The sequence below is a fragment of the Ottowia sp. genome (genome assembly GCF_016703145.1).
Classification (GTDB): Bacteria; Pseudomonadota; Gammaproteobacteria; order Burkholderiales; family Burkholderiaceae_C; genus Ottowia.
Genome location: NZ_JADJCO010000003.1, coordinates 1,842,022 through 1,863,080, shown reverse-complemented (window position 1 = coordinate 1,863,080; position 21,059 = coordinate 1,842,022). Strand labels below are relative to the sequence as shown.

Annotated in this window: 18 protein-coding genes and 1 pseudogene; 5 read left to right on the top strand and 14 right to left on the bottom strand. The window is 63.9% G+C overall.

Annotated elements, in window-relative coordinates; genetic code table 11:
* The first annotated feature begins 32 nt into the window (after positions 1 to 32).
* Positions 33 to 2,156 carry a 3'-5' exonuclease gene (locus IPG65_RS12675; protein ID WP_293189906.1) on the top strand — a complete coding sequence of 708 codons (2,124 nt, stop codon included), beginning with the start codon at positions 33 to 35 and terminating at the stop codon, positions 2,154 to 2,156.
* Positions 2,157 to 2,169: 13 nt separating this feature from the next.
* On the opposite strand, the gene IPG65_RS12670 is transcribed toward IPG65_RS12675, so the two are convergent.
* Together IPG65_RS12670 and IPG65_RS12665 are read right to left on the bottom strand one after the other, a co-directional pair.
* Positions 2,170 to 3,279 carry a relaxase/mobilization nuclease domain-containing protein gene (locus IPG65_RS12670; RefSeq protein ID WP_293189904.1) on the bottom strand — a complete coding sequence of 370 codons (1,110 nt, stop codon included), beginning with the start codon at positions 3,277 to 3,279 and terminating at the stop codon, positions 2,170 to 2,172.
* Positions 3,276 to 3,872 (bottom strand): hypothetical protein, encoded by a 597-nt coding sequence (locus IPG65_RS12665; protein WP_293189902.1) that lies wholly within the window; start codon positions 3,870 to 3,872, stop codon positions 3,276 to 3,278. The genes IPG65_RS12670 and IPG65_RS12665 overlap by 4 nt, the downstream gene beginning before the upstream one ends.
* A 298-nt stretch (positions 3,873 to 4,170) precedes the next feature.
* Between IPG65_RS12665 and IPG65_RS12660 the strand changes: the two genes are divergently transcribed.
* Genes IPG65_RS12660 through IPG65_RS12650 form a run of 3 tightly spaced genes read left to right on the top strand, consistent with a single transcriptional unit; the run spans position 4,171 to position 5,815 of the window.
* On the top strand, positions 4,171 to 4,608 hold the full coding sequence (locus IPG65_RS12660) for a hypothetical protein (protein WP_293189900.1): 438 nt from the start codon (positions 4,171 to 4,173) through the stop codon (positions 4,606 to 4,608).
* A complete protein-coding gene (stbB, locus tag IPG65_RS12655; RefSeq protein ID WP_293189898.1) occupies positions 4,605 to 5,348 on the top strand; it encodes a StbB family protein in 744 nt (247 codons plus the stop codon). The genes IPG65_RS12660 and stbB overlap by 4 nt, the downstream gene beginning before the upstream one ends.
* The gene (locus IPG65_RS12650; protein ID WP_293189896.1) at positions 5,345 to 5,815 is read left to right on the top strand and encodes a hypothetical protein; all 471 of its coding nucleotides are present in this window, start codon (positions 5,345 to 5,347) and stop codon (positions 5,813 to 5,815) included. The genes stbB and IPG65_RS12650 overlap by 4 nt, the downstream gene beginning before the upstream one ends.
* 106 nt (positions 5,816 to 5,921) lie before the next feature.
* Here the strand turns inward: IPG65_RS12650 and IPG65_RS12645 are convergent, their stop codons facing one another.
* The 9 genes and pseudogenes from IPG65_RS12645 to IPG65_RS12605 form a co-directional block, all read right to left on the bottom strand.
* Positions 5,922 to 6,782 carry a DUF932 domain-containing protein gene (locus IPG65_RS12645; protein WP_293189894.1) on the bottom strand — a complete coding sequence of 287 codons (861 nt, stop codon included), beginning with the start codon at positions 6,780 to 6,782 and terminating at the stop codon, positions 5,922 to 5,924.
* A gap of 78 nt (positions 6,783 to 6,860) precedes the next feature.
* Complete coding sequence (locus IPG65_RS12640; protein ID WP_251710923.1) at positions 6,861 to 7,313, bottom strand: single-stranded DNA-binding protein; 453 nt, start codon at positions 7,311 to 7,313, stop codon at positions 6,861 to 6,863.
* Between the two features lie 699 nt (positions 7,314 to 8,012).
* On the bottom strand, positions 8,013 to 8,549 hold the full coding sequence (locus tag IPG65_RS12635) for a JAB domain-containing protein (protein WP_293189888.1): 537 nt from the start codon (positions 8,547 to 8,549) through the stop codon (positions 8,013 to 8,015).
* Positions 8,550 to 8,934: 385 nt separating this feature from the next.
* Entirely contained in the window at positions 8,935 to 10,239 is a 1,305-nt protein-coding gene (locus tag IPG65_RS12630; RefSeq protein WP_293189886.1) for a hypothetical protein, read from the bottom strand.
* A gap of 177 nt (positions 10,240 to 10,416) precedes the next feature.
* Positions 10,417 to 11,421, bottom strand: a complete 1,005-nt coding sequence (locus IPG65_RS12625; RefSeq protein WP_293187607.1) for a tyrosine-type recombinase/integrase — start codon at positions 11,419 to 11,421, stop codon at positions 10,417 to 10,419.
* Positions 11,418 to 12,329: a tyrosine-type recombinase/integrase gene (locus IPG65_RS12620; protein WP_293189884.1), complete on the bottom strand. Its 912-nt coding sequence runs from the start codon at positions 12,327 to 12,329 to the stop codon at positions 11,418 to 11,420. Before IPG65_RS12620 ends, IPG65_RS12625 begins: the two co-directional genes overlap by 4 nt.
* Entirely contained in the window at positions 12,323 to 13,870 is a 1,548-nt protein-coding gene (locus IPG65_RS12615) for a site-specific integrase (RefSeq protein ID WP_293187605.1), read from the bottom strand. The genes IPG65_RS12620 and IPG65_RS12615 overlap by 7 nt, the downstream gene beginning before the upstream one ends.
* Positions 13,871 to 14,015: 145 nt before the next feature.
* A pseudogene (locus tag IPG65_RS12610) lies at positions 14,016 to 14,666 on the bottom strand (ParB/RepB/Spo0J family partition protein); the annotation flags it as partial.
* A 438-nt stretch (positions 14,667 to 15,104) separates the two neighbouring features.
* Entirely contained in the window at positions 15,105 to 15,497 is a 393-nt protein-coding gene (locus IPG65_RS12605) for an ATPase (protein ID WP_293189882.1), read from the bottom strand.
* Between the two features lie 398 nt (positions 15,498 to 15,895).
* Here IPG65_RS12605 and IPG65_RS12600 point away from each other — a divergent pair, with 398 nt between their 5' ends.
* A complete protein-coding gene (locus IPG65_RS12600; RefSeq protein WP_293189880.1) occupies positions 15,896 to 17,125 on the top strand; it encodes a hypothetical protein in 1,230 nt (409 codons plus the stop codon).
* Between the two features lie 207 nt (positions 17,126 to 17,332).
* Here IPG65_RS12600 and IPG65_RS12595 read toward each other — a convergent pair whose 3' ends face one another.
* Genes IPG65_RS12595 through IPG65_RS12585 form a run of 3 tightly spaced genes read right to left on the bottom strand, consistent with a single transcriptional unit; the run spans position 17,333 to position 20,587 of the window.
* A complete protein-coding gene (locus tag IPG65_RS12595; RefSeq protein ID WP_293189878.1) occupies positions 17,333 to 18,346 on the bottom strand; it encodes a tyrosine-type recombinase/integrase in 1,014 nt (337 codons plus the stop codon).
* Positions 18,339 to 19,340 (bottom strand): tyrosine-type recombinase/integrase, encoded by a 1,002-nt coding sequence (locus IPG65_RS12590; RefSeq protein ID WP_293189877.1) that lies wholly within the window; start codon positions 19,338 to 19,340, stop codon positions 18,339 to 18,341. The genes IPG65_RS12595 and IPG65_RS12590 overlap by 8 nt, the downstream gene beginning before the upstream one ends.
* Entirely contained in the window at positions 19,337 to 20,587 is a 1,251-nt protein-coding gene (locus tag IPG65_RS12585; protein ID WP_293189876.1) for a site-specific integrase, read from the bottom strand. The genes IPG65_RS12590 and IPG65_RS12585 overlap by 4 nt, the downstream gene beginning before the upstream one ends.
* Positions 20,588 to 21,059 lie beyond the last annotated feature (472 nt).

The following is a 21,059-nucleotide window of genomic DNA, read 5'->3' as shown; positions in this document are numbered from 1 at the left end:
CGCGCGCCTAGTGCGCATATTTCCAAGAAACTATGCAGTTTCGAATCTCAGACACTTTCACTGACAGTCTTTCCCGCCTGACCGCCGACGAACAGAAGGCGATCAAGATTACGGCATTTGACCTACAGCAGAACCCGGCCAATCCAGGGCTGAAGTTCCACCGGATCGACAGGTCAAAGGACAAGCATTTCTGGTCGGTGCGAGTGGGCAGCGATCTGCGCCTGATCGTGCACAAGACCGAGGACAGCTTCCTGCTCTGTTTTGTGGACCACCACGACAAGGCCTACCAGTGGGCCGAGCGGCGCCGGCTGGAGACGCACCCGAGCACGGGCGCAGCCCAGTGGGTGGAGATTCGGGAACGGGTCGTTGAGCAGGTCACCAGCGTGCCGGCGCCTGCACCGGCAGCCCGCACCAAGCGTTTGCTGTTCAAGGGTCTGACCGACGACGACATGCTGGCCTACGGCGTGCCGCTCGAATGGCTGGCCGATGTGAAACAGGCGGACGAAGACAGCCTGTTGACCCTGGCCGAACACCTGCCCGCCGAAGCGGCCGAAGCCCTGTTGGAGCTGGCCACAGGCGGCAAACCAAAGGTGACAACGGTTGCTCAGACGATAGACCCGTTCAGCCACCCTGACGCGCAGCGTCGCTTCCGCGTGATGAACGACCTGGAAGAGCTGGAACAGGCGCTCAACTACCCGTGGGAAAAGTGGTCGATCTTTCTGCACCCGTCGCAACAGCAATTTGTGGCGCGCGACTTCAACGGCGCGGCGCGTGTTTCTGGCTCAGCCGGCACGGGCAAGACCATCGTGGCGCTGCACCGCGCCGTCACGCTGGCCCGCCTGAACCCGGATGCCCGGGTGTGGCTGACCACGTTTTCTGAGCCCTTAGCCAACGCTTTGCGCAACAAGATGAACTGCCTCATCAGCCACCAGCCCCGGCTGGCCGAACGGCTTGAGGTGGTGGACATGACCGGTATGGGGCGACGGCTGATGGAGCGGCTGCGTGACAAGAGCCAGCCCAAGCCACGCATGGCAACGGCGGGCGATGTGCGCACCGCTGTGAGCGAGGCGCTGGACGCCATGAAGGCCCAGCAGCCTGATGCGCTGTTGACCCGCTTTACCCTGAACTTTGTACTGGGCGAGTGGAACGACGTGGTCGATGCCTGGCAGTTGACCAACTGGGACGCCTACCGCGACGTGAAGCGACTGGGCCGCAAGACGCGGCTAAGCGAAGCGCAGCGCCAGGCGCTGTGGCAGGTGTTTGAAGGCGTACAGACTCGGCTGGCTTCGGCCTATCTGATGACCCAGGCCCGCATGTTCACTGAGCTGGCGGGCAGGCTCTCACGGCTCAAGCACCCACCGTTCGAGTACGTTGTGGTGGACGAGGCGCAGGACGTGAGTGTGAGTCAACTGCGCATGCTAGCCGCCATGGCTGGAGTGGCCCCCGACGGCACCGGAGCCATAGGCCCCAACAGCCTGTTTTTTGCAGGTGACTTGGGCCAACGCATTTTTCAACAGCCGTTCTCTTGGAAAGCGCTGGGCGTGGATGTGCGCGGGCGGTCTCGCACGCTCAATATCAACTACCGGACTTCACACCAGATTCGCCAGCAGGCCGACCGGTTGCTGGGGCCGGAGGTTTCGGACATGGACGGCAACACCGAGACGCGCAAAGGAACGGTGTCGGTGTTCAACGGGCCTGCACCATTCATCGAGTCGTTCGTCGATGAGGAAGCCGAGAGGAACGGGGTGGCCGAATGGATTCGAGGCCTTCTGAACCATGGCTTCGCAGCCCACGAAATTGGTGTGATCGTGCGGTCCGAGATGCAACTGGAACGTGCCAGCGCGGCACTGGACGCGGCTGGCCTGCCCCACCATTTGCTGGATGAGCATGTAGAAACGGCCCCGGGCGAGGCCTCTTTGTGCACCATGCACCTGGCCAAGGGGCTGGAGTTCCGGGCTGTGGTCGTCATGGCTTGCGATGACGATGTGTTGCCGCTTCAGGCCCGCATCGAGAGCGTGATGGACGATGCCGACCTGGAAGAGATCTACAACACGGAACGGCACCTGCTGTACGTGGCCTGCACGCGGGCACGCGACCGGTTGATGGTGAGCAGCGTCGAGCCTGCATCGGAGTTCGTGGACGACATGCTGCGCTGAGACTCAGGCCCACCTAGCGAAGGGGGCCGATGTCTCGTGGCCGGGTCAGTGGCTGTGGCTGTGGCTGTGGATTAGGTTGTGGTTCGGGTTGCTGTGGTCGGTGCTGCATCGAGGACTCTGATCGCACCGGGTTGCGTTGAGGCTCGCCTGTTTGGCTTGTCGTCATTCCTCTGACAAACCTCGCAACATGCCCGGCCAATTGCCGGTCAGCCGCTTCACCCGATTTGGCCAGCGCCAGGCCGATTTGCACCCAGGCATTGATTGCAGCCTTCTTCGCAGGATGATTCTGCAGACCGCTTTGCTTGGTTGATGGCGCGCGGCGCAGGCGCCCTGCTTCTTGCGCCTTCAAGCGCCACAGGGGGTCCGGTTGGCGATGTTGGCCGCGCGTGGTTTGCCGCGTTGCCTCTGCCTCGACGCCATAGCCTCGCAACTTTTCAGCAAAGGTTTCGCGCCAGCGGTGCAAGTCGTTCTTGCGCGGGTTGAGGCGCTTGCCCAGCCTGGACACCGCACGCACGCTGATGTGCACGTGCGGGTTGGCCTGGTGGTCGTGCAGCACCATCACGTATTTGTGGTCAGCCAGTTCGGCCTGCGCAAATTCCCGCGCGGCGCGTTGCACGATCAGAGGATCGGTGCCGCGCGGCATCGACAGCATGATGTTGAAGGCCTCGCGCCGCTGGCCTGGCTCGGCATCTTCAGGAATACGCGCGCCGCCCATGCGCCACTCATCGGCCAAATGGTGCAGGCTGTGTTTGCCTTGCATGGTCTCCCCTCGCTGGTCTTCGATTACCAGCCGTCCGTTCTTGCTGATGTAGCGAAAGTGCGCCGCAATGGCAGCCATGCTCCGCCCTCCCCCGGTGACTTTGACCATAACTTGCGGGGCACGTCGCACGACGGTGGCTTCGATGCGCTGGCGGATGGCGTTGGCACGCTGGTGAGAGCCCGAAGCACCGAGCTTGGGCTGGGGCCGAGCCTGGACGATGCGATTGCCCGGATAGAACAGGCGGTCGCCCCAGGTGATGAGGATGCCGTCAAGGTCAGGTGCATGGGGCGCGCTGTTCAGGGTCGAAGGCACGGACGAAGTGCCAGACGATGCAGCGCGTCGGCCACCGGTGGATGGTTTCATGGTCGGCACCTTCGGGTACCCACATGGGTTCTTCTGGCAGGTGGAGGTACGTTGGGCCGGCGTGGCTGCAGATCGGCCAGGGCGCACGAAACATGGTCTAGGTGGCGGCGTACGTCACGGGCAAGCGTTTCGAGCAAGGCGACATAAGGGCGGATAGGCTCCACATCGCCCCGTCGCAACAGCGCATTCAGCTGGTAGAGGCGGTGACCGAAATGGGCCAACTCGTCCGTGGATGCGGTGAGCGCCTGCAAGGTCTGCGCGTGCCCTCTTCCGTCCAGCACAGCCGGCACACCCGCCGCCAGGGCGGCCACGTAGTCACCAGTGGCCATGCCCGCCCGCTGCGCGGCCTGCAGCGTGGCTGCGGCGTCTTCAGACCGCATGCGCAGGCTCAGGCGTGTGCGGGGGGCTTGATCAGCATGCGATGGCATGCGGCAGGCCTCAACGCTCAGCGGCGCAGGACGCCCCAGCGCGTCGGCCAGCACCTGGCGCACCAGGTGGGAAGGCGAGAGGCCGACGGCCTGCGCTCGCTCCATCAGCGGGGCCTTGAGGCCATGCAGGTCCACGCTGATGCGGTCACGTGACGAGGGTTCCATACCGAGTCTCCTGACGACGATTCACCCCTGGGTGAGCGTGTCAGACAACCGGCGCCACCGCGCCTATCTCTGCACTCACCCATGAACCCAGTATTGGCCCGAACCAAGGCTCTTGAGCTGCTGGATTTGGGTCCAAATCCAGCGCGTGAAAGGGCTGTTGGAGGGTCGAAGATGGGTGTCAAGACAAGGCACTCATCACACGACTGAACAGAAAGTGCGCAGCAACTGCACAGGTTGAACAGCAAGCGCACAGGCACTGCACAAACTGAACAGCAACCGATCAACTGCTGCACAAAAAATGAATAGAAATGACGCGATAAAACTGGTCCCGAGCGAACCGCCCGGCCGAAGCTCACGCAAAGCGCGGCGCTTTGCGCCCGAGATGCGAGCGCTGCGTGCCCAGGGCTACACCTTCGAGGCCATTCGTCTGGCGCTGGCGTCCTCTGGCGTGCACGTCAGCAACGCGACCGTGCAGCGCGAAGTGGCCAGGGCATCCAAAGCATCTTCCGTCGGCCAGGGCTTGGGCACCGGCGCGAGGCCCGATGAATTGCCACCCGCTCTGACCCACCCCCAGGTATTTGCGCCCCCTACACCAACCACCGCGCCCCAGTCACCTCAGGTCGCATCCGTGCAAACAGACATGCGCAGCGGCAAAGAGATCGCCGAAGCGTTTGCCAGCAGCCGAATCACCAACCCCCTGGCGCTCGCCAGGCTCAACGCAAAGGACCCGTCATGAAAATCGCCGTCATCAACTTCTCAGGGAACGTGGGCAAAACCACCATCGCCAGGCACCTGCTGCTGCCGCGTATCGACGGCGCGGAGCTGTTTTCTGTGGAGAGCCTGAACGCGGCCGATGGAGAAGGCCATGCGATGCGTGGGCGGCAGTTTGGCGAACTGCAGGAGCTCCTGCAGACCATGGACAGCGCGGTGGTGGACATCGGGGCCAGCAACGTGGAGGAATTGCTCGACCTGATGCAGAAGTACCAAGGTAGTCACGAGGACTTCGATGCCTTTGTGGTTCCTACGGTACCGGCCCTCAAGCAGCAGCAGGACACCATCGCCACCCTGGTCGAGCTGGCGCGGCTGGGCGTCTCCCGTTCAAGGGTTCGGCTGGTGTTCAACATGGTCAGCAGCGCCGCAGATGTCCCGGCGCACTTCGATCTGTTGCGGGCATTCCTCAAAGCGCAACCCGTCGCCACAGAGAACGTGGCCTGCTATCTGGGCCCAAACGAGGTGTATGGCCGTATCCGGGGCAGCAATGCCGACCTTGCCACCCTGGCCCTTGACGAAACCGACTACAAGGCCCTGATCGTCAAGGCCAGCGACACCGCAGAAAAGCTCACACTGGCCCAGAAGCTCGCCACAAGGCGCCTGGCGGTTGGGGTGTTGCCGCAGCTGGATGCCTGCTTTGCGGCGCTCGGTCTGGCCGAGAGCGCCGCCAGCAACGTGGTGCCGCTGGCACGGCAAGCACAGTGAGCGACCTGGTCACGGCCCGGGAGGAGCTGATGGCGGTGGCTATCGGCGATCTGGGCACGTTGCTGGATCGGTTCGAAAAACTGGCACCCCAACTGGAAGCGAGCCGCATGGAGTTGCTGAGTACCAGCACCGAACTGGCGGAGAGGGTCGAAGCGTATTCAAAGCGTATGGATGAAATCACCCAGAACGCGAAGCTACAGGCGGTGAAGCACATTGCCCGCCGTGCTGACGAAATGGCCCGGGGGACTGTGGACACACAGACCCGGGCCATGGAGGAAGCGGCGCGCATGGTGTTCCGCAATGAAGTCGGCCCAGCCCTGCAGCGGGTGACGTTGCCGCTGCAGGACGTGGCAGACCTGGCCCGCAAGGGTGCCCGTCCCTGGGAAGGGTGGCTGCTGCACGCCGCGACGGCGGTGCTTGCTTCGGCCATCAGCTGGGCGATGGCCGCCTGGCAGTGGCTTCGGTAGAAGCCGCAGCCGGGATCGCGCGAGCCGGCGACAGCCGGCGAGCGCGTTTCGGATTTTCCGATGAACCACACCCCCCAGCTCTAGGGCGGTGTGGTGTTGGACCTGATCAGGCTTTGAGCTTGCGCATCTCTTCGGCCAGCACCCACAGCGCGCGGTTCAGACTCACGCTGCGGTCGATGCTGGCCACCGGGCGGGTGTGCAGGCGCCGACCCTTGGCGCCGCGCCCGGGCTGGCCACCGCGCAGGGCGTTCTCCTGCACCCGCTGGAAGGTGGTCCACAGGCTGTTGCCGAAGTCCTCCGGCCGGCGGGCTTCGATCAGTTGTTCGGCGGTCACTGGTGCCGGTGGTTCACCCTCCCCCCGTTCGCCGTAGCGCAGCGCCAGGGCGGCGGTGGAAAAGGCCCGCTGTTCTTCGGGCTGCAGGCTCAGGGCCTTCATGCCGTCGGTGGACGCGTCCACCACCTCGAAGTCCTCCAGCACCCGGAACGCGCCTTCGATCACTTCGTCCTGGATGTTGCCCTTGTGCGGGATGCGGATGTCGTTGGTCACATCGCCCACCACCAGACCGTTGCAGCAGACAAAGCGGAACACGCCTGCGAGCATCTGGTAGCTGCTGGCGCCGTCGTGGCTGTTGATCAGGATGATCTCGTTGGCCTCGGGCCGGGTGTTCACCTGACCGGCGTGGCGCATGCGGATCATGTGCTTGGTGAACTCGGTCTTGCCTTCGATGCGGCTCTTGCTCTGGGCCACCATGAAGGGCTCGAACCCTTCATGCCGCAGACCTCTCAGCACGTCGATGGTGGGGATGTAGGTGTAGCGCTCGGAACGGCTGCCGTGTTTGCCCTCAGCAAATATGGACGGCGCGGCCCGGCGCATCTGGTCTTCGGCCAGCGGTGTCTCGCTTCGGATGACGAAGGTGTTCTGGCCAAAGCGGGTGGCCAGGGGGCGGGAAGCTTGGACGGTGTTCATGGTGATGCTCCAGAAATCAGACTTGAAATGGGTTGGGATGGGAAAGCCGGGCGGCTGGACACCGCCCGGTGTGCTGCGTCAGGCGTGCGCCGGTTGGCGCTCGTTGCGGGCCTTGCGGCTGGGGGTGGGTGCGCTAGGAGCGGCTGCGGGTGGATCGCCTGCACCTTCACGCGCGCGGCGGGCCTCGCCTTCGGCCTTGCTGTCGAGGTAGTCGATCTCGTCCACGGTGAACGCCAGCCCGTAGACCTCGGCCCCGTCGCTGTCCTGGTAGTGGTTGTTGCGCACCCGGCCGACGATGTTCACGTGCGAGCCTTTGCCCAGGTACTCGGCCGCGTGTTCGGCCTGCTTGGCCCACAGCGTCCACTGGATCGCGGTGGCTTCTTCGGACCGCTCGTCGCCGCTGCCCCGGCGGCTGTTGCTGATGGCGGTCAGCACCGCCTTGGCGACCTTGCCTTCGCGCCCGTTGACGAATTCGAGCTTGACGGCGGATGCCAGGTGCGCGTGACGCTGGATGACTTGAACGTTGGCCATGGTGGAACTCCTTGCATAAGCGAATCAGCCGGACCCCGACCCGGGTTCCTCAAAGCTGATCCTCTCGCTCGGACTCCCTCGCTCCCGCCCACGGGCGGGCGGGGGGTGGGCAAGGCCCCTTCCCTCGGGAAGGGGTGGGAGATGGGGAAACCTTGCAGCACGAAACAGTGAGCCAGTCACCTGGCCCACCGCTGAAAGATCCCCCCACAAGTCCCCCTCACCTGTGGATGGGGGCGCCGTGGGGGGATTGCGGTGGGCACAATGTCGCACGTGCTGCCCAAACCTCTTCGGGCGACCAGCAAAGCGCAGGCGCCCAGGTGACTTGAGCAGCGGCGACCCTGCGGACGGCGTGACACCAAGCGCAGCGACTGGCGCGGCGTTCGAGCCGATGCGATCACTTCAGGGGTTCGCTGTCTCGGGTATCTCCAGCGGCCCGGCTTCGGGTACGGCGGGTGACCGGGGGGACGATCTGGCGGGCGGGACGGGATCACAGCGCAGCGGCGGGAGCGGACCGAACGTCAGTTCGTCCAGCGGGCTCGTTCCCGCGCAGCGGGAAGGAAACCAGACCGCGATCCCCGGGCACGGGACAGGGCTGCTGCGACCTGTGCTGCCGGTGAACACCGGCCATGCTCCGCCTCCCCTGTGCCCGCGCACAGCGCGCTGATCAACAAAAAAAATTGGGGCCGAAGGCCCCAGGGTTTAGACCATTCCCAATTCGGCCATCGAATTCACGGAGTCGCCCGCCACGATGAAGTGGTCGAGCACCCGCACATCGACCAGCGCCGCCGCCTGCTTGAGCGTCTGCGTCAGGACTTCGTCGGCCCGCGAAGGACGGGCAGCACCGCTGGGATGGTTGTGCACCAGGACCAGAGCACAGCTATTCCTCAGGAGCGCATCGCGCACCACCTCGCGCGGGTACACCGACGTTTGGCTCACCGTGCCCCGGAACATCTCGACGTAGTCCAGCACGCGGTTCTGCGCATCCAGATGCACCACGGCAAAGACCTCATGCGGCAGATGGCCCAGACGCGAGCGCAAGAAGTCCTTGACCACAGCGGGTGAGTCCATCAGGTCGCTGCCACGCACCTGGGCAGCCAGCAGCCGCTGCGCCGCCAGCAGCACCTCGTCGGCCTCAGCCGGACGGTACTGACCGGCCACGTCGCGAATGAGCAAACCGCCCGAACCAGCGGGCACCGACAGGAAGGAATCGAGGGAAGAAAACAGATCGTGCTGCATGACCAACTCCAGTGATCGGGCGGGATTGCCCGAGACCGGAACCGGCACGCCGCAGCGCAGCGGTCACAGGTTCGAAGACGGCCGAACGGCCGCCAGCGCCCACAGGGCGCGCAGACCTTGACAGCGAGAACGGTGTGCAAGGATGAAGGGATCAGCAAGCCAGCCCCACCACACAAGCAGGCGTGAGGATGGCAAGCGCAGCGCGCAGGCCGGGACGGCCGGAGGCGTCAGCGATCGGCGCCCGACAGGGTCGAGACGCCTGGACACCTGTGGCCTAGTGGCTCGATGCGCAGCACCAGAGCGCGGTCCGGCTGTGCCGGAGACGCACAAAAAATCCCGGCCGAAGCCGGGATGAAATGGTGCGGTTCAGACGCTTGTCGCTGTTTCAAGCGGCCTCATGATCTTCCGGCTCATGCTCGTTCAGCGCTTTGCTGGCCTGCACTGACTCGGTCAGCATTGGTGGCAACCAACCCGAACCAGCGGCCAGCCGCTCGGCTTCGCTGGCGATCTGCGCCTTCTTGAGCTTCGCCAGCCTTTGCACCTCACCCGGTGCGAAGACCTGGACGGCCTCCAGCGCCCTCGCCTTGGACACATGGTCGAAGTAACCTACCGCCGTGGGCGTCCACCAGTTGTGCATGTCCAGCCCCACCGCCTGCGCCAACAGCGCGGCAGGGGCCTCGTTTTCGCGCTGAGCGATGGCAGAAACCGTCAGGCCCACACACAAAGCCAGCAGCGACAGCAGTTGTTCATGCTCCAACGCCAGCAGTTCGGCAAACAGGGCTTTCGGGTCCTCCGGCAATCGCGAATCCCAAGCCTCTCGCACAGCTCGCAGACCCTGCGCAGCCGGTGCCTCCGCAACGTCTGGAGCATGCTGTTCCAGGCGGTCTTGCGGTGTGGCGCTGATGTTGACCGGCCCTGCACCGTAGCCACTCAGGATCACCCGCTGTGCCAACTGGTGCACCAGAGCCACCAGGGCGATACGGGGATGGCGAGCCAATTCGGCTTGCAGGGCTGCTGTGCGGTGCGCGCTCAGGCGCCGCACCAGCTTCTCGGAAAGCCCGCCTCGGCTGGTTGGAGTTTCTGCTGGCTGCCCCTCGCCTCCTGCGTGAGCGTCCGGCGTTGGCCGCTCCTGCGCCCGCAGCGCCTTGACCTGTTCCTCTCGCAGCAGCCCACGATGCACCACCACAGCCCCCATGGGGTCCACCGAGACCACCGCCCCGGCCATGGCGACGATGTCGGGGTCGTAGACCACCAGGGTCTGTTCAATGGCGTCCAGTTGATCGCCCAGCCGGTCCAGTTCCTCGTGCAGGGCTTGCGCACCGTCATCGCTCAGATCGTCGTCCTCGTCGTCGAGCTTGTCCTGGAGCCGCGCCTGCTCCGCTTCCAGCTTCTCGATGCGTTTGGCCTCGGCTTTGGTGGGTTCCCGGCGCGAGCGCCGTGCCCGCTGGAAGGTGTGCAATTCCGCCGACGACACGCGCGGCGTGACTTCCACCCAACCCCAACCCTCGGCCCGCACCGATTCGGCCGCATCGGCCAGCCGGTCGCGTGCCAGCTTTTCCAGCAAACCGGCATCGGTGAGGAACACGCCTTTCTGCTCGTCCGCGAACAGGTCGCGCCGGATGCCACCGCCCGCAGCCTCGTAGGCCTCCAAGCCCACGAAGCGCGCCAGCGCGTCGCGGCTGGCGTCCAACTCGTCGCGGGTCAGGTGGTCCCGCAGGGATTCCGGGTGACGCTGCCACTGTGGCACCTCGTAGAACGCGGCTTATGTGGAGCAGAAGATTATGCCGAGCATGGTCTCCAAGACGTTGATCCACGGGGGCAACCTCTGGATCTGCTCGGCATAACCGTGGTGCCGTAATACCTCTGCCTATGTCGCGTTGCGGACCTCGGAAAGCATGGCGATGAGGGTGTCGGATGGTGGCCGGAACTTCCCTGGTTTGACTGACGGGGGCATGTGAGCAGCCAGTACTGCAAGCTTCTCCGCCGGATCGGCGCGCAGGTAGGTTTCGGTTGTCGTGATGTTGGCGTGTCCGAGCCACAACGCGACCTTGCGGATGTCGCCGGTGGCCGCGAGCGTGTGCATGGCGCAGCTATGCCGCAGAACGTGAGGCGTGATGCGCTTGTGCAGCAACGAGGTTTGTTTCTGAGCGGCAACTGAAACGTGCTGGGCGAGTCGATGGGCGAAGCCGTCGCGGGTCATGGGTTCACCGTTGCGGTTGAGGAACAACTCCGGTGCCAGTACTTTGGGGCGAACAGCGAGCCAAGCCCGCAGCGCCATCTGCGTCTCGCGCCACAGCGGCAGGACACGCTCCCGGCGACCCTTGCCAACAATCCGGACCGTCGCCAGTAAGTTGCTAGGAAAGCTGTCCAGGCGCAGCGCCAGCAGTTCGGCCACCCGCAGACCTGCAGCGTAGGTCAGGTGCATCATGGCTCGATCACGCATGCCGTTGGTCGTGTGGGTGCTTGGGGCGGCCAACAGCGCCTGAATCTCCTCGCGCGTCAGGTAGTCGATCAGGGCGGTGTCGGTGCGCTTCTGCGGCAGCGCACGAATGCGAGCGGCCTGGTCAAGGCAAGCCGGAACCTGGTATTCAAGGTAGCGGAAGAAGGCTCGAATAGCCGCAAGCCTGGCATTGCGTGTGCGAGCACAATTGCCGCGGCCAGCTTCTATGTCGTCGAGGAACTTGAGCACCAGGTCCGGACTGAGGTCTTCGACGCAAAGGTCGCAGGGTCTGCGGCTGAGCCTCTTGGCGGCGAACCGGATCAACAGAGAAAAGCAGTGGGCATAGGTCGCGACGGTATGAGGACTGGCGTTGCGGTCGCGCGGCAGATGCTCTCGCAGGAACGCAGTCAGATGCGGGGCAAGATCTGTCATGCCATCTCTCCCCGGAAGAGTTGCTCACCCGCCAGGGCGATGTCGCGCATCAAGACCGGCGTCGCTTCGAGATACCAGTACGTCTTCGTGACGTCTACATGCCCGAGATAGGTGCTGAGCGCCAGCATGTGGTTGGCGACCACTTGCCGATCGTGGGAGCAGGACTCCAGTGAGCGCACAGCGAAGGTGTGCCGCAGGTCGTGCAGCCGCGGGCCTGGTATTGAACCCGACGCACGCAATCCCAGTTGCCGCAGGAGCTGAGTGAATACTTGTTGTGCGCAGCGCTGATTCGGAGCATGGCCAGTGGTCACCACGAACAGGTCATCGCCATGGGAACCAAGCTTCGCGCGGACCGCGAGGTAGCGGTCCAGCGCCTGCCGCGTGGTCGGATGAAGCGGCAAGAGCCGACTCTTGCCGAACTTGGCATTGCGGATGATGAGTCCGTCCTCGGTGAGATCTCCGCGCTTGAGCGCCAAAGCCTCGGATATGCGCAGGCCAGCCGCGGCCAGCAGGCCGAAGAGATGATGGTACGTATGCGGCCTGATCGACCCTTCGGGTCCCAACTTGAGCGCGGCGTCCATGATGGAGCGGACGTGGTGAGGGTCCAGTAGATGCGGCGTCGGCCGTGGCAACTGCCGCCCAAAGGCTCCGGCTGGCGGCAGCTCGTGGCGTACATCCTCCGCATGGAGAAAGACACAGAAGAGTCTGATGGCGTTGTAGAAGGTTCGTGCCCGGTTCGGCGTGGAAGCCTTGCGGCACCACTCGAAGATGCGGTGAGACAGAAGGTGCTGATCTCCACGCTCCTCTGCATAGCGGGCGAACTGCCGCAAGATGCGCTCTGGCGCGTCGAACTGGAGTCCGAAACCACGCCGCATTGCGACATAGCGGATGACGTCGTCGCTCAGCATGGTGCACCTCCCGGCCAGGGCTGGGCGACACGGGCCAGCATGGTCACGTCGACCTTGGCATAGATGGCCGTCGTCTCAGGCGATTGGTGACGAAGGATGGCACCAACGGCTTCCAGGCTGGCACCGGCCCTAACCATCGAGGTCGCCAGCGAATGGCGGAACACATGCGATCCTGTTGGTCCACCCTCAATACCGGCGCGAGCGCGGGCCTTTGCGACGAGGCAAGCGATGGCCGACGACTTCAAAGGTCCCTGCGGTGCCTGAAGGCGCAGAAAGACGTGGTCTTCCCGTACGCTCGGGCGAGCTTGCTCGATATAGGCCAACAACGCATCCCCGGCATCTTGCGGCAATGGCAACTGCATCGCCCTTCGGCTCTTGCCAGCTACGCGCAACCGCGCAGTCGTCCAGTCAATGTCTGACAGCCCAAGCTGGCAGATGTCGCCGGCCCGCATCCCGAGCCGGGCCAGCAGCAGGATGATCGCTCGATCACGCAGTCCTGCTGGTGTACTGGCGTCACATGATGCAATGATCTGCTCGATCGTTGCCGGGCTCAGAAACCGTGGCAAACCGGCGTTGCGAGGACCTCGAGCGAAGGGGACGGCGTGTATGAGTTCGGGACGGCACGCATCGTTGGCCGCGAGATACCTGAGATAGGACCGCAGCACGATCGCGGTCAGTTGCACGGACTTGTGGGATCGGTTCGCGGGCTGGTCCAGCACGACATTGCGAATCGTGATGGCGTCATACGTACCCGGGTCAGCATCCAGCGACGGTAGCCAGCGCGTGGCCTCGGCAAGATAACGCACGACCGTCTGCTTGGTGACTCCGCATCGATGGACAAGCCACGCCCGGAAATCGGTCAGGCGCGGGTCCTCCGCTGTGACACTAAGCGGAGGCACCAGGCCACCGTCACGCAGGAATTGAAGCAATGCGGACGCTCCGCGCCGCCGTTCAGCCACACCCCAAGCGGTCACGGTCCCATGCTTGCGACAAAGAAAGCACCTGCAATCGTGTTGCGCAAAGCGTTCGACATCACGACCATCCACATCCTGCGCTTGAATGCGAGACAAACGAAGCCAGTGGACGAAGTGCTCGGCAGCGGAAGAAAGCATGCTCCGGGTCCCTCTGCTGTATCCCCGCAGGATGAGATGGTTGCCGTAGGCCGGAAGTTGAGCTGCAACTGGCGCATGATCTTCGGGAACAGGTATGGCGCCGCGATCTTCGAGGTAGGCAACGAACCGCCGGACATTGGTGATGTAGCCCGGCCGCTGCGCCTCTTGCGGGCTGTAGCCCTGTCCGTGAAAGCCCTGGCATCGGCATTGATGGCGTGCAAAGCGCTCGACGACAGTGGCCCCTACCTGAGCAATGGAAATGCGCCGCGACCGCAGCCAGTACAGGAAATGACGGGCCGCGCTGGCACGGGTCGCAAAGGAAGGAAAGCCGCGCTGGGTGTCGAGGTACTCGGCAAGCAAGGCGTCGGCCTGGGCTGCCTTGCTATGCCTGGATGACGTATGAAACGTCGGGTTCGGACTGGCGATCATGTTGATCCTTCTTCTGGTTGGGAAGAAAGGATCATGGTTATGCCGAGCGACTCCAGAGGTTGCCCCCGTGGATCAACGTCTTGGAGACCATGCTCGGCATAATCTTCTGCTCCACATAAAGCGCTTTATGTCGTTATCGGGATAACGCGGCCTCCTGCGCACCATGGTCGTCGGTGATCGCCAGGGCCATCAACTGCTCCAGTGACACCGCGCCTTGCTGGTAGTCCGCCAGCAAGCGGGGCGAGACATTCGCCAGCCGCAGCCGCCGCTTGACCACCAGCGGCGTGACGCCGAAGTCGGCGGCAATGTCTTCCAGCGACCGGCCTTCGGCCACCAGCGCCTTCCAGGCGAACAGTTCATCCACCGGGGTCATGGGCTCCCGTTGCACGTTCTCGCTCAGGCTCACGGTGCGGGCCGAGGTATCGGGCACCAGCAGACAAGGCACCAGGTGGTCCTTCGCCAGTTTGTGGCGCTTGACCAGCAGCTTCAAGGCGGCCAGCCGCCGACGCCCGGCCACCACCTCGAACCACTGTTCGTCAGGCGAGGTGATGACGGTCAGGTTCTGCAGCAAACCCACGCGGGCGATGGACGCAGCGAGTTCGGGAATGGCCGTGCCGCCGCTCTGGCGCACGTTGCGGCTGGAAGGCCGCAGCCGCGACAAGGGCATCAGGTGCAGCTCGTAGGGAGCCACTTCCGGCACGGTGACGGAGTCACCGGTCATGGCCGCAGAGCTGACGGCTGCCGCAGCAGCCACGGCGCTCAAGGCCAGGGTTTCGGATTGGGTAACGGTGTTCATGTGAAATCTCCTGTCCCACACGGGACCTTGTTCAAACAATGGAAGACATTGAGAAAAAGTTGAAAAGTCAGTCGTTGCTGTGCATGGGCGCTCTCCTTGGGTGTTGGGCTCCGCAGGGGCCGCGAAGCCCTTCGCGGCCATGGGCAGCAGCTGGGGCCGGCGCGGGTGCGCCGTCAAGGGAGGAAGCGAAGGCGCCGGCGCGGCCCGCAGGCGCAGCCGAGGACACGGGCGCCGCAGCGGCCCTTGACGGGGGGAGCGCCCGCAAAGGCCAGGCAAGCCGGTGAAACCGGCGCGCAGGGGGTGCGAATCGCGCAGCACTGCCGGAGAGAAAGGGGTCGGCCCATTGGGTTGAGGGTCAACCCCAACAGCGCAGCACAGCAACAGAAAAGCGCCGCTCCCGCGATGTACGGGGCGGCGCCACAAGGCCTCAACGCAGCGTCAATCTGTCGCTGGCACCATCGCCTGCAGTTGTTCGATCACGCCGGGCTCGACGAAGACACAGGGCTGCTCAGCCGCGACCGGGACGTTGAACACCCGGGCGAAGGCATCCCGCTTCAGATGCGCCAGCCGCCCGGTCCGGTACGCCTGATCAGGCTTCACCAGGCCCGAACCCGACGGCCTTCCGCTGCGCTGCGGATCGCATTCGACCAAGGCCACGAAGCCCTCCGAAAACAGGCGCTGGTGCTCGGGACACAGCCCCCAGCCCGTCGTCGTGTGGTGCTTCATGCTCGCGCGCAGGCGCCGGTCGAGCAAGATGTTGCCGGTATCAAAAGCAGTGCCGCACACCAGACAAAGCTGCTGCTCCAGCGAAACGTGTGATTTGTCGTCCATGACCGACTCCAGTGATCGGGCGGGATTGCCCGAGACCGGAACCGGCACGCCGCAGCGCAGCGGTCACAGGTTCGAAGACGGCCGAACGGCCGCCAGCGCCCAATGGGCGCGCAGACCTTGACGGCGAGAACGGTGTGCAAGGATGAAGGGATCAGCAAGCCAGCCCCACCACACCTGCAGGCGCGAGACAGGCAAGCGGAGCGCGCAGGCCGGGGGCCTACAGTCGGCCGGAGGCGTCAGGGATCGGAGCCGCATGGCCGCGACCCGGTACGGGGCGCGGGGCGCAGCCCGCAGAGCCCGACGGCGGTACGCCGGGACGCTATATCAAAATCGGCACTCTTCAACTGCGGCACCCGACAGCGCCGAACACGAGTCACCCAGACCTATTTGCATACCCCATGACCACCGCCGCCAGAGCCAACACCACATCTTGGACCTTCCGTACCCGGTTTCGCCGGGGCGCGTTTGGCTGGAAAGGCACTCAGTTGGCCATCGGCCGCATCAACGAAGCCCTGACCGAGATCCGCGCCGTCGCCCGCCACGACCCCGCCCGTGCGGCCGAAGGTGCCGTGCTGCTGCTGGAAAAGCTCTCCCCTGCCCTGTGCCAGATCGACAGTTCGTCGGGCGCCCTGGGCAACGCCACCTTCGCCACGGTCCAGGAGCTGGCGCCCCTGATCAGCCAAGCACCTGTCAGCACCAAGGTGCGCCAGCAATGGCTCGATCGCCTGTTCGAGGCCATCCAGGAAGATGATCCCCCCTACATCGAATCCCTCGGTGATCACTGGGGCGATCTGTGCGCCACAAGGGAACTGGCCTGTGCCTGGGCCGACCAGCTCCTGCCAACCCTGAAGAATGTCTTGCGAGAACGAAAGCGCGGCACCCACGCTTTCTTCTCTGGCACCACCCTCTGCTACAGCGCCCTGTTCAAGGCCGACCGCCACGATCAGATCCTGGAGCTGCTGAACATGGACCCGCACCCGATCTGGCCCTACCTGGTCTGGGGAGCCAAGGTGCTGGCACACCGAGGACAGATCGACGAAGCCATCGCCTACCTTCGCGAACGCGCAGGCAGCACCACCAGCGAAACATCCATCGCTCGCTTCGCTGAAGAAGAACTGCTCAAGGCCGGACGCCGCGCCGAAGCGTTCAACCAGTACGCGCTGCTCGCCAATCAGGCCAACACCCATATCGCCACCTTTCGGGGCCTCGCCAAAAAGTACCCCGAGCTGGCCAAGGACAGGCTCTTGGACCACCTGATCGCATCCACACCCGGTGAACCCGGCAAGTGGTTTGCCACCGCCAAGACGCTGAAACTCTTCGACCAGGCGACCCGCCTGGCTTGGGCCTCCCCGTGCGACCCCAAGACCCTGAACCGCGCCGCACGCGACTATCTCAAGACCCAGCCAGACTTCGCGATGCAATGTGCGCTCGCCTCTTTGCACTGGATGTCGATGGGCCACGGTTTCGAACTGACCGGCCTGGACGTGCTGGAGGCCCACCGATTCGCCATCGAGGCAGCAGCGGTGACTCAGCAAACTCAACAAGCCCGAACGTCCATCGAACAAGTGCTCGCATCCGATGGACCCATGGTTGCCTGGATGCAACGATCGCTGGGTACCGTGCGGTAGCCTGCTCAGCAAGGGACGGTTGGCTTCCCATCAAGTAGCTTTCCAAGCAGGTGAGCGTTTCCATCCGAGCGGGAACACTCGCCATTTCACTACCATTGACCGTTCAAGGCTGTTATGCACAGGTCCCAGTTATGAACAGTTCGGCCCCGCATGGCCGCGACGCTCCCTCGAACGAGAGGAGTCGTCGCGTCCACGGGCTGTACATAGTCACAAGGTCTTGAGGAAGTCCAAGAGCGAGTCATCGGCCCGGAAGCGGCGTGCGACGATGCCGGGGTCCTGCAGCCGGGACAGCGCCTTCTCCTTCATCGCGAGGTCGGCTTCGATGTACTGATGGGTTGTCGTCGGACTCTCGTGGCCGAGCCACAGCGCGATCACGCTGATATCCACGCCGGACTGCAGCAGATGCATTGCCGTCGAGTGACGCAAAGTGTGCGGAGAGATTCGGCGACCGGCCAGGCTGGGCTGTGTGCGCGTGGCTGCCTGCACGGCCAACGCCAGCCGCTGCGTCACGTTGGATCGTGTCATCGCCTCACCTTCCCGGTTTGGCAGCAAGGCCGACGCCGGGCCCAGGTCGGGGTTCAGTCGCAGCCATGCGCGGAGCAACCTCACCGTCGAGCGCCACAGCGGCACGGAGCGCTGTTTGCGCCCCTTGCCGTGCAGGTGCACGCAGGCGGCGGGCGCGAGTACAACATCGGCCACCTTCACGCCGATCACCTCCGACACCCGAGCGCCGGTGTTGTACATGAGGGCCAGCAGCAAGACGTCGCGTTGACTGACCCAGCCCACGCCGGGCGTTCCGATCACCGCCAGCATCTCTTCGCGCGTCAGGAACCCCAGCATGGGCCGCTCGAAGCGTTTCATTGGTACGCCCAGGGCCTGCTCGACGATATGCAGCGACGCCACATCCTTGTGTGCCACGAACTTCAGGAACGTGCGCAGCGCGGCCAACCTCGCATTGCGACTGCGAACCGAGTTGTGCCGGTCGGCCTCCAGATGGTCAAGGAAGGCCATGATGAGAGCGGGCGTCAGGTCCGAGAACTGCATTGCTGTGGGAGCCTTGTGCAGTCGAGTCTGGGCAAACTCCAGGAACAACAAGAACGCATCTCGATAGGCTGCCACGGTACGTGTACTCAGCCCACGCTGCTGGGGAAGATAGTCCGCAAAGAACGATTGCACCAACGCACCGAAGCTCGGTGGCTTGTGTTGATTGGACCTATTCATAGTCGCACGCCCCGAGGTCGGCATAGTGTTCGAACCGGGCACCGACCAAGGCCATCAGCTCCGGCACCCCGCTCAGGTACCAGTACGTGTTGGAGATCTTGACGTGGCCCATGTACGTGGACAGCGCCAACATCCGCTGATCAAGGTCCGCCCCTTGTTCATGCCACAAGATCAAGCGCCTCACGGCAAAGCTGTGGCGAATGTCGTGGATCCGAGGCTGTCCATGCCCGCCGCGATCCACCCAGCCCAGTTGCCTTCGCAACTGCTCAAACATTCGGTGGGCCTGCCTGTCGCCCAGCGGCTCACCCCGATTCACGCCGCGCGAACTGACGAAGAACGTAGTGTTCAGGCTCGAACGTACATGCTGCCGGCGCAACGCCCGGTAGGTCGCCAGCGGTCCGATTGCGCTGGGATGCAGGCTCACTTGGCGAGACTTGCCGAACTTGGTCTGTCGTATGGTCAGGAGCGCGGCGTCCAGGTCCACGTCAGCGTCATGCAGGTTGAGCGCTTCGGAGATCCGCAACCCGGTCGAGGCAAGCAACCCGAACAACGTCGTATAGGTGGCGGCACGAAGGCCATCGGACGGACCGAGCTGGCGGGCAGCGTCGAGCAGCGCGACCATCTCTGCTTCGCAGTAGATGTGCGGGGCAACACGGCCCGGGAGAGCCCCGACGCTGGAGTCATCTGGGACTTCGGTAGCTGGCTCGAATTGTCGTAGCCAGCGCATGAATGGCCGTAGCACCACCAGCCGGCGCGCGACCGTGCCACGGTCGGCTTGACCGTCCACCATGTGCCTGGCATGAACCTGGCTGGCCCATTGCACCATCAGGTCTATCGTCAGAGGTCCGGTGTGATCGGCGTTGGCAACGAAACGCTCAAATGCAGGCAGCATCCGCAATGCTGCCTGCAGCTTGAATCCCAGTCGACGTCGCTCATCAAGGAATTGCTGCACCCTGGAGGCAAGGTTACTGCTGGGGCCTTCCGGGGCATTCATGCTGCGCTCCCGGGCCAAGGCAAGGCCACCTCGGCCAATGCGTGCCTGTCGAGCTTTGCATAGATCAATGAGGTGTTCATAGACCTATGCCGAAGCACGTCGGCAACCTCCTTGATTGAGCTGCCGTGGTTCACCAGGCCGCAAGCTAGGGTGTGGCGCAACGAGTGGCAACTGCGATCAATGCCGGCGTGTCGCAGGGCACGCCTGATGGCGCGGCTCACCGCGTCTACGCCGATGGGCCTGTCGTGCGGTGCCATCCGCCGCACGAACAGGGTTGGCAGCGCGGTCGCCGGCCGCTCATGCATCACGTACGCGGCTAGCGCTTCTCCGGTCGCTGCTGGCAGTGGCAGAACATCCTGACGCAGTGACTTCGTGCCTTTCAAGGTCACGGTTCCAGCCCGCCAGTCGAAGTCGTTCATCTCCAGTCGGGCGATCTCGCCCACGCGCAGACCGAGGTCCAGTGCCAAATGCACCATTGCCAGCATACGCAGCGGTGTCGACCGGGCCTCGGCGCAACTCGCCAGAAGCACCTGAACCTGCTCGTCCGTGAGCGCACGCGGCAGTGATGCCAGGCTCCACCGCGCCGGTGAGGAGATGACGCCTAGCAAGGCATGCAAGGCATCGCCGCAGGTGGCGCGATAGCGGAAGTAGGCTCGCAGTGCAGCAGTCAGCGCGCTGGCGTGCGACACGCTGTTCACTCGCATCAATTCAGTGGCAATGAAGCCGCGAACGTCTTCTGGCTGCAACTCTCCAATCGCGATGGCGGTACCGGCGAATTTGCATTGCAACAGCCTGCCTACGATCGCCAGGCGACCTTTGCGCGTGCCGACACCAAGACCACGGGCGTCGCGCATATGCACGTTGTAGCGGTGCAATTCCTCCGCGATGGGGCCGCTGGGACCGGGGAGCTCCACGATGACATGCTGCTCACGCAGTAGCGCCAACAAGTGTGCGAGGCTGGCACGCAAGTCGTCATGGCTACGCAACGCCGTGGCATGGCAATCGCATCTCGGCACGTGCGAATCCAGGAACAACTCGACGAGCGACTCGTCAATCTGATCGGCAGAAAGCCGACACCGTGTCATCCAATGCGCGAAGTGCGCCAACGCGCGAAGGTCCGTCGACACGGTGCCCTCGGCGTACCGGCCTCGTTCCATCAACGCCTCGAACCTCTCGACATATGGCGACAGCGGGCCATCGAGCAACCAGGCCCTGGCCATCGGGTGCAGCGAACGAATCGAATCCATGGTGATCTCCAGTTGTGAGATCACCAGTCTTGTGTCGGCCCCTGGCTTATGTCCAGATCACGAAGACCGCCGCTGTCAGTGGCATAGGCGAACCCAAGCACTCAGCTCGATCGCCTTCGGCAACTGTTCATAACTGGGACCTGTGCATAACAGCCTTTATGTAGAGCTCTACATAAAGGCTGCCTGCTGTCGTTCCTGTGTGAGGCTTGAACGTCAGCGATGATGCCTCTACCGGTCGATCACAAAGCAAGGTACCTGGCCAGCTGACACACGCCCACGTCAGTCCTTCGGCGGCGACTCATGACTTTGACGGCTTACTTTGTTTCTTGGTTGGAGCTGGCGTTGCCTTTTGGTCGGTCGCCTCACGTTTTTCCACCAGAAAGTCGATCAATGCCCGTACCTTGGCTGGCATCTTGTCCCGTGTCGGCGCGTAGAGGTACAGGCCTGGAAACGGTTTGCACCAGGGCTGCAG

What these genes read in the sequence shown, in the direction of transcription:
- IPG65_RS12675 (WP_293189906.1), top strand. Translation starts at nt 33, where the DNA reads ATGCAGTTTCGAATCTCAGACACTTTCACTGACAGTCTTTCCCGCCTG.
- IPG65_RS12670 (WP_293189904.1), bottom strand. Translation starts at nt 3,279, where the DNA reads ATGAAACCATCCACCGGTGGCCGACGCGCTGCATCGTCTGGCACTTCG.
- IPG65_RS12665 (WP_293189902.1), bottom strand. Translation starts at nt 3,872, where the DNA reads ATGGAACCCTCGTCACGTGACCGCATCAGCGTGGACCTGCATGGCCTC.
- IPG65_RS12660 (WP_293189900.1), top strand. Translation starts at nt 4,171, where the DNA reads ATGAATAGAAATGACGCGATAAAACTGGTCCCGAGCGAACCGCCCGGC.
- stbB (WP_293189898.1), top strand. Translation starts at nt 4,605, where the DNA reads ATGAAAATCGCCGTCATCAACTTCTCAGGGAACGTGGGCAAAACCACC.
- IPG65_RS12645 (WP_293189894.1), bottom strand. Translation starts at nt 6,782, where the DNA reads ATGAACACCGTCCAAGCTTCCCGCCCCCTGGCCACCCGCTTTGGCCAG.
- IPG65_RS12640 (WP_251710923.1), bottom strand. Translation starts at nt 7,313, where the DNA reads ATGGCCAACGTTCAAGTCATCCAGCGTCACGCGCACCTGGCATCCGCC.
- IPG65_RS12635 (WP_293189888.1), bottom strand. Translation starts at nt 8,549, where the DNA reads ATGCAGCACGATCTGTTTTCTTCCCTCGATTCCTTCCTGTCGGTGCCC.
- IPG65_RS12625 (WP_293187607.1), bottom strand. Translation starts at nt 11,421, where the DNA reads ATGACAGATCTTGCCCCGCATCTGACTGCGTTCCTGCGAGAGCATCTG.
- IPG65_RS12620 (WP_293189884.1), bottom strand. Translation starts at nt 12,329, where the DNA reads ATGCTGAGCGACGACGTCATCCGCTATGTCGCAATGCGGCGTGGTTTC.
- IPG65_RS12615 (WP_293187605.1), bottom strand. Translation starts at nt 13,870, where the DNA reads ATGATCGCCAGTCCGAACCCGACGTTTCATACGTCATCCAGGCATAGC.
- IPG65_RS12605 (WP_293189882.1), bottom strand. Translation starts at nt 15,497, where the DNA reads ATGGACGACAAATCACACGTTTCGCTGGAGCAGCAGCTTTGTCTGGTG.
- IPG65_RS12600 (WP_293189880.1), top strand. Translation starts at nt 15,896, where the DNA reads ATGACCACCGCCGCCAGAGCCAACACCACATCTTGGACCTTCCGTACC.
- IPG65_RS12595 (WP_293189878.1), bottom strand. Translation starts at nt 18,346, where the DNA reads ATGAATAGGTCCAATCAACACAAGCCACCGAGCTTCGGTGCGTTGGTG.
- IPG65_RS12590 (WP_293189877.1), bottom strand. Translation starts at nt 19,340, where the DNA reads ATGAATGCCCCGGAAGGCCCCAGCAGTAACCTTGCCTCCAGGGTGCAG.
- IPG65_RS12585 (WP_293189876.1), bottom strand. Translation starts at nt 20,587, where the DNA reads ATGGATTCGATTCGTTCGCTGCACCCGATGGCCAGGGCCTGGTTGCTC.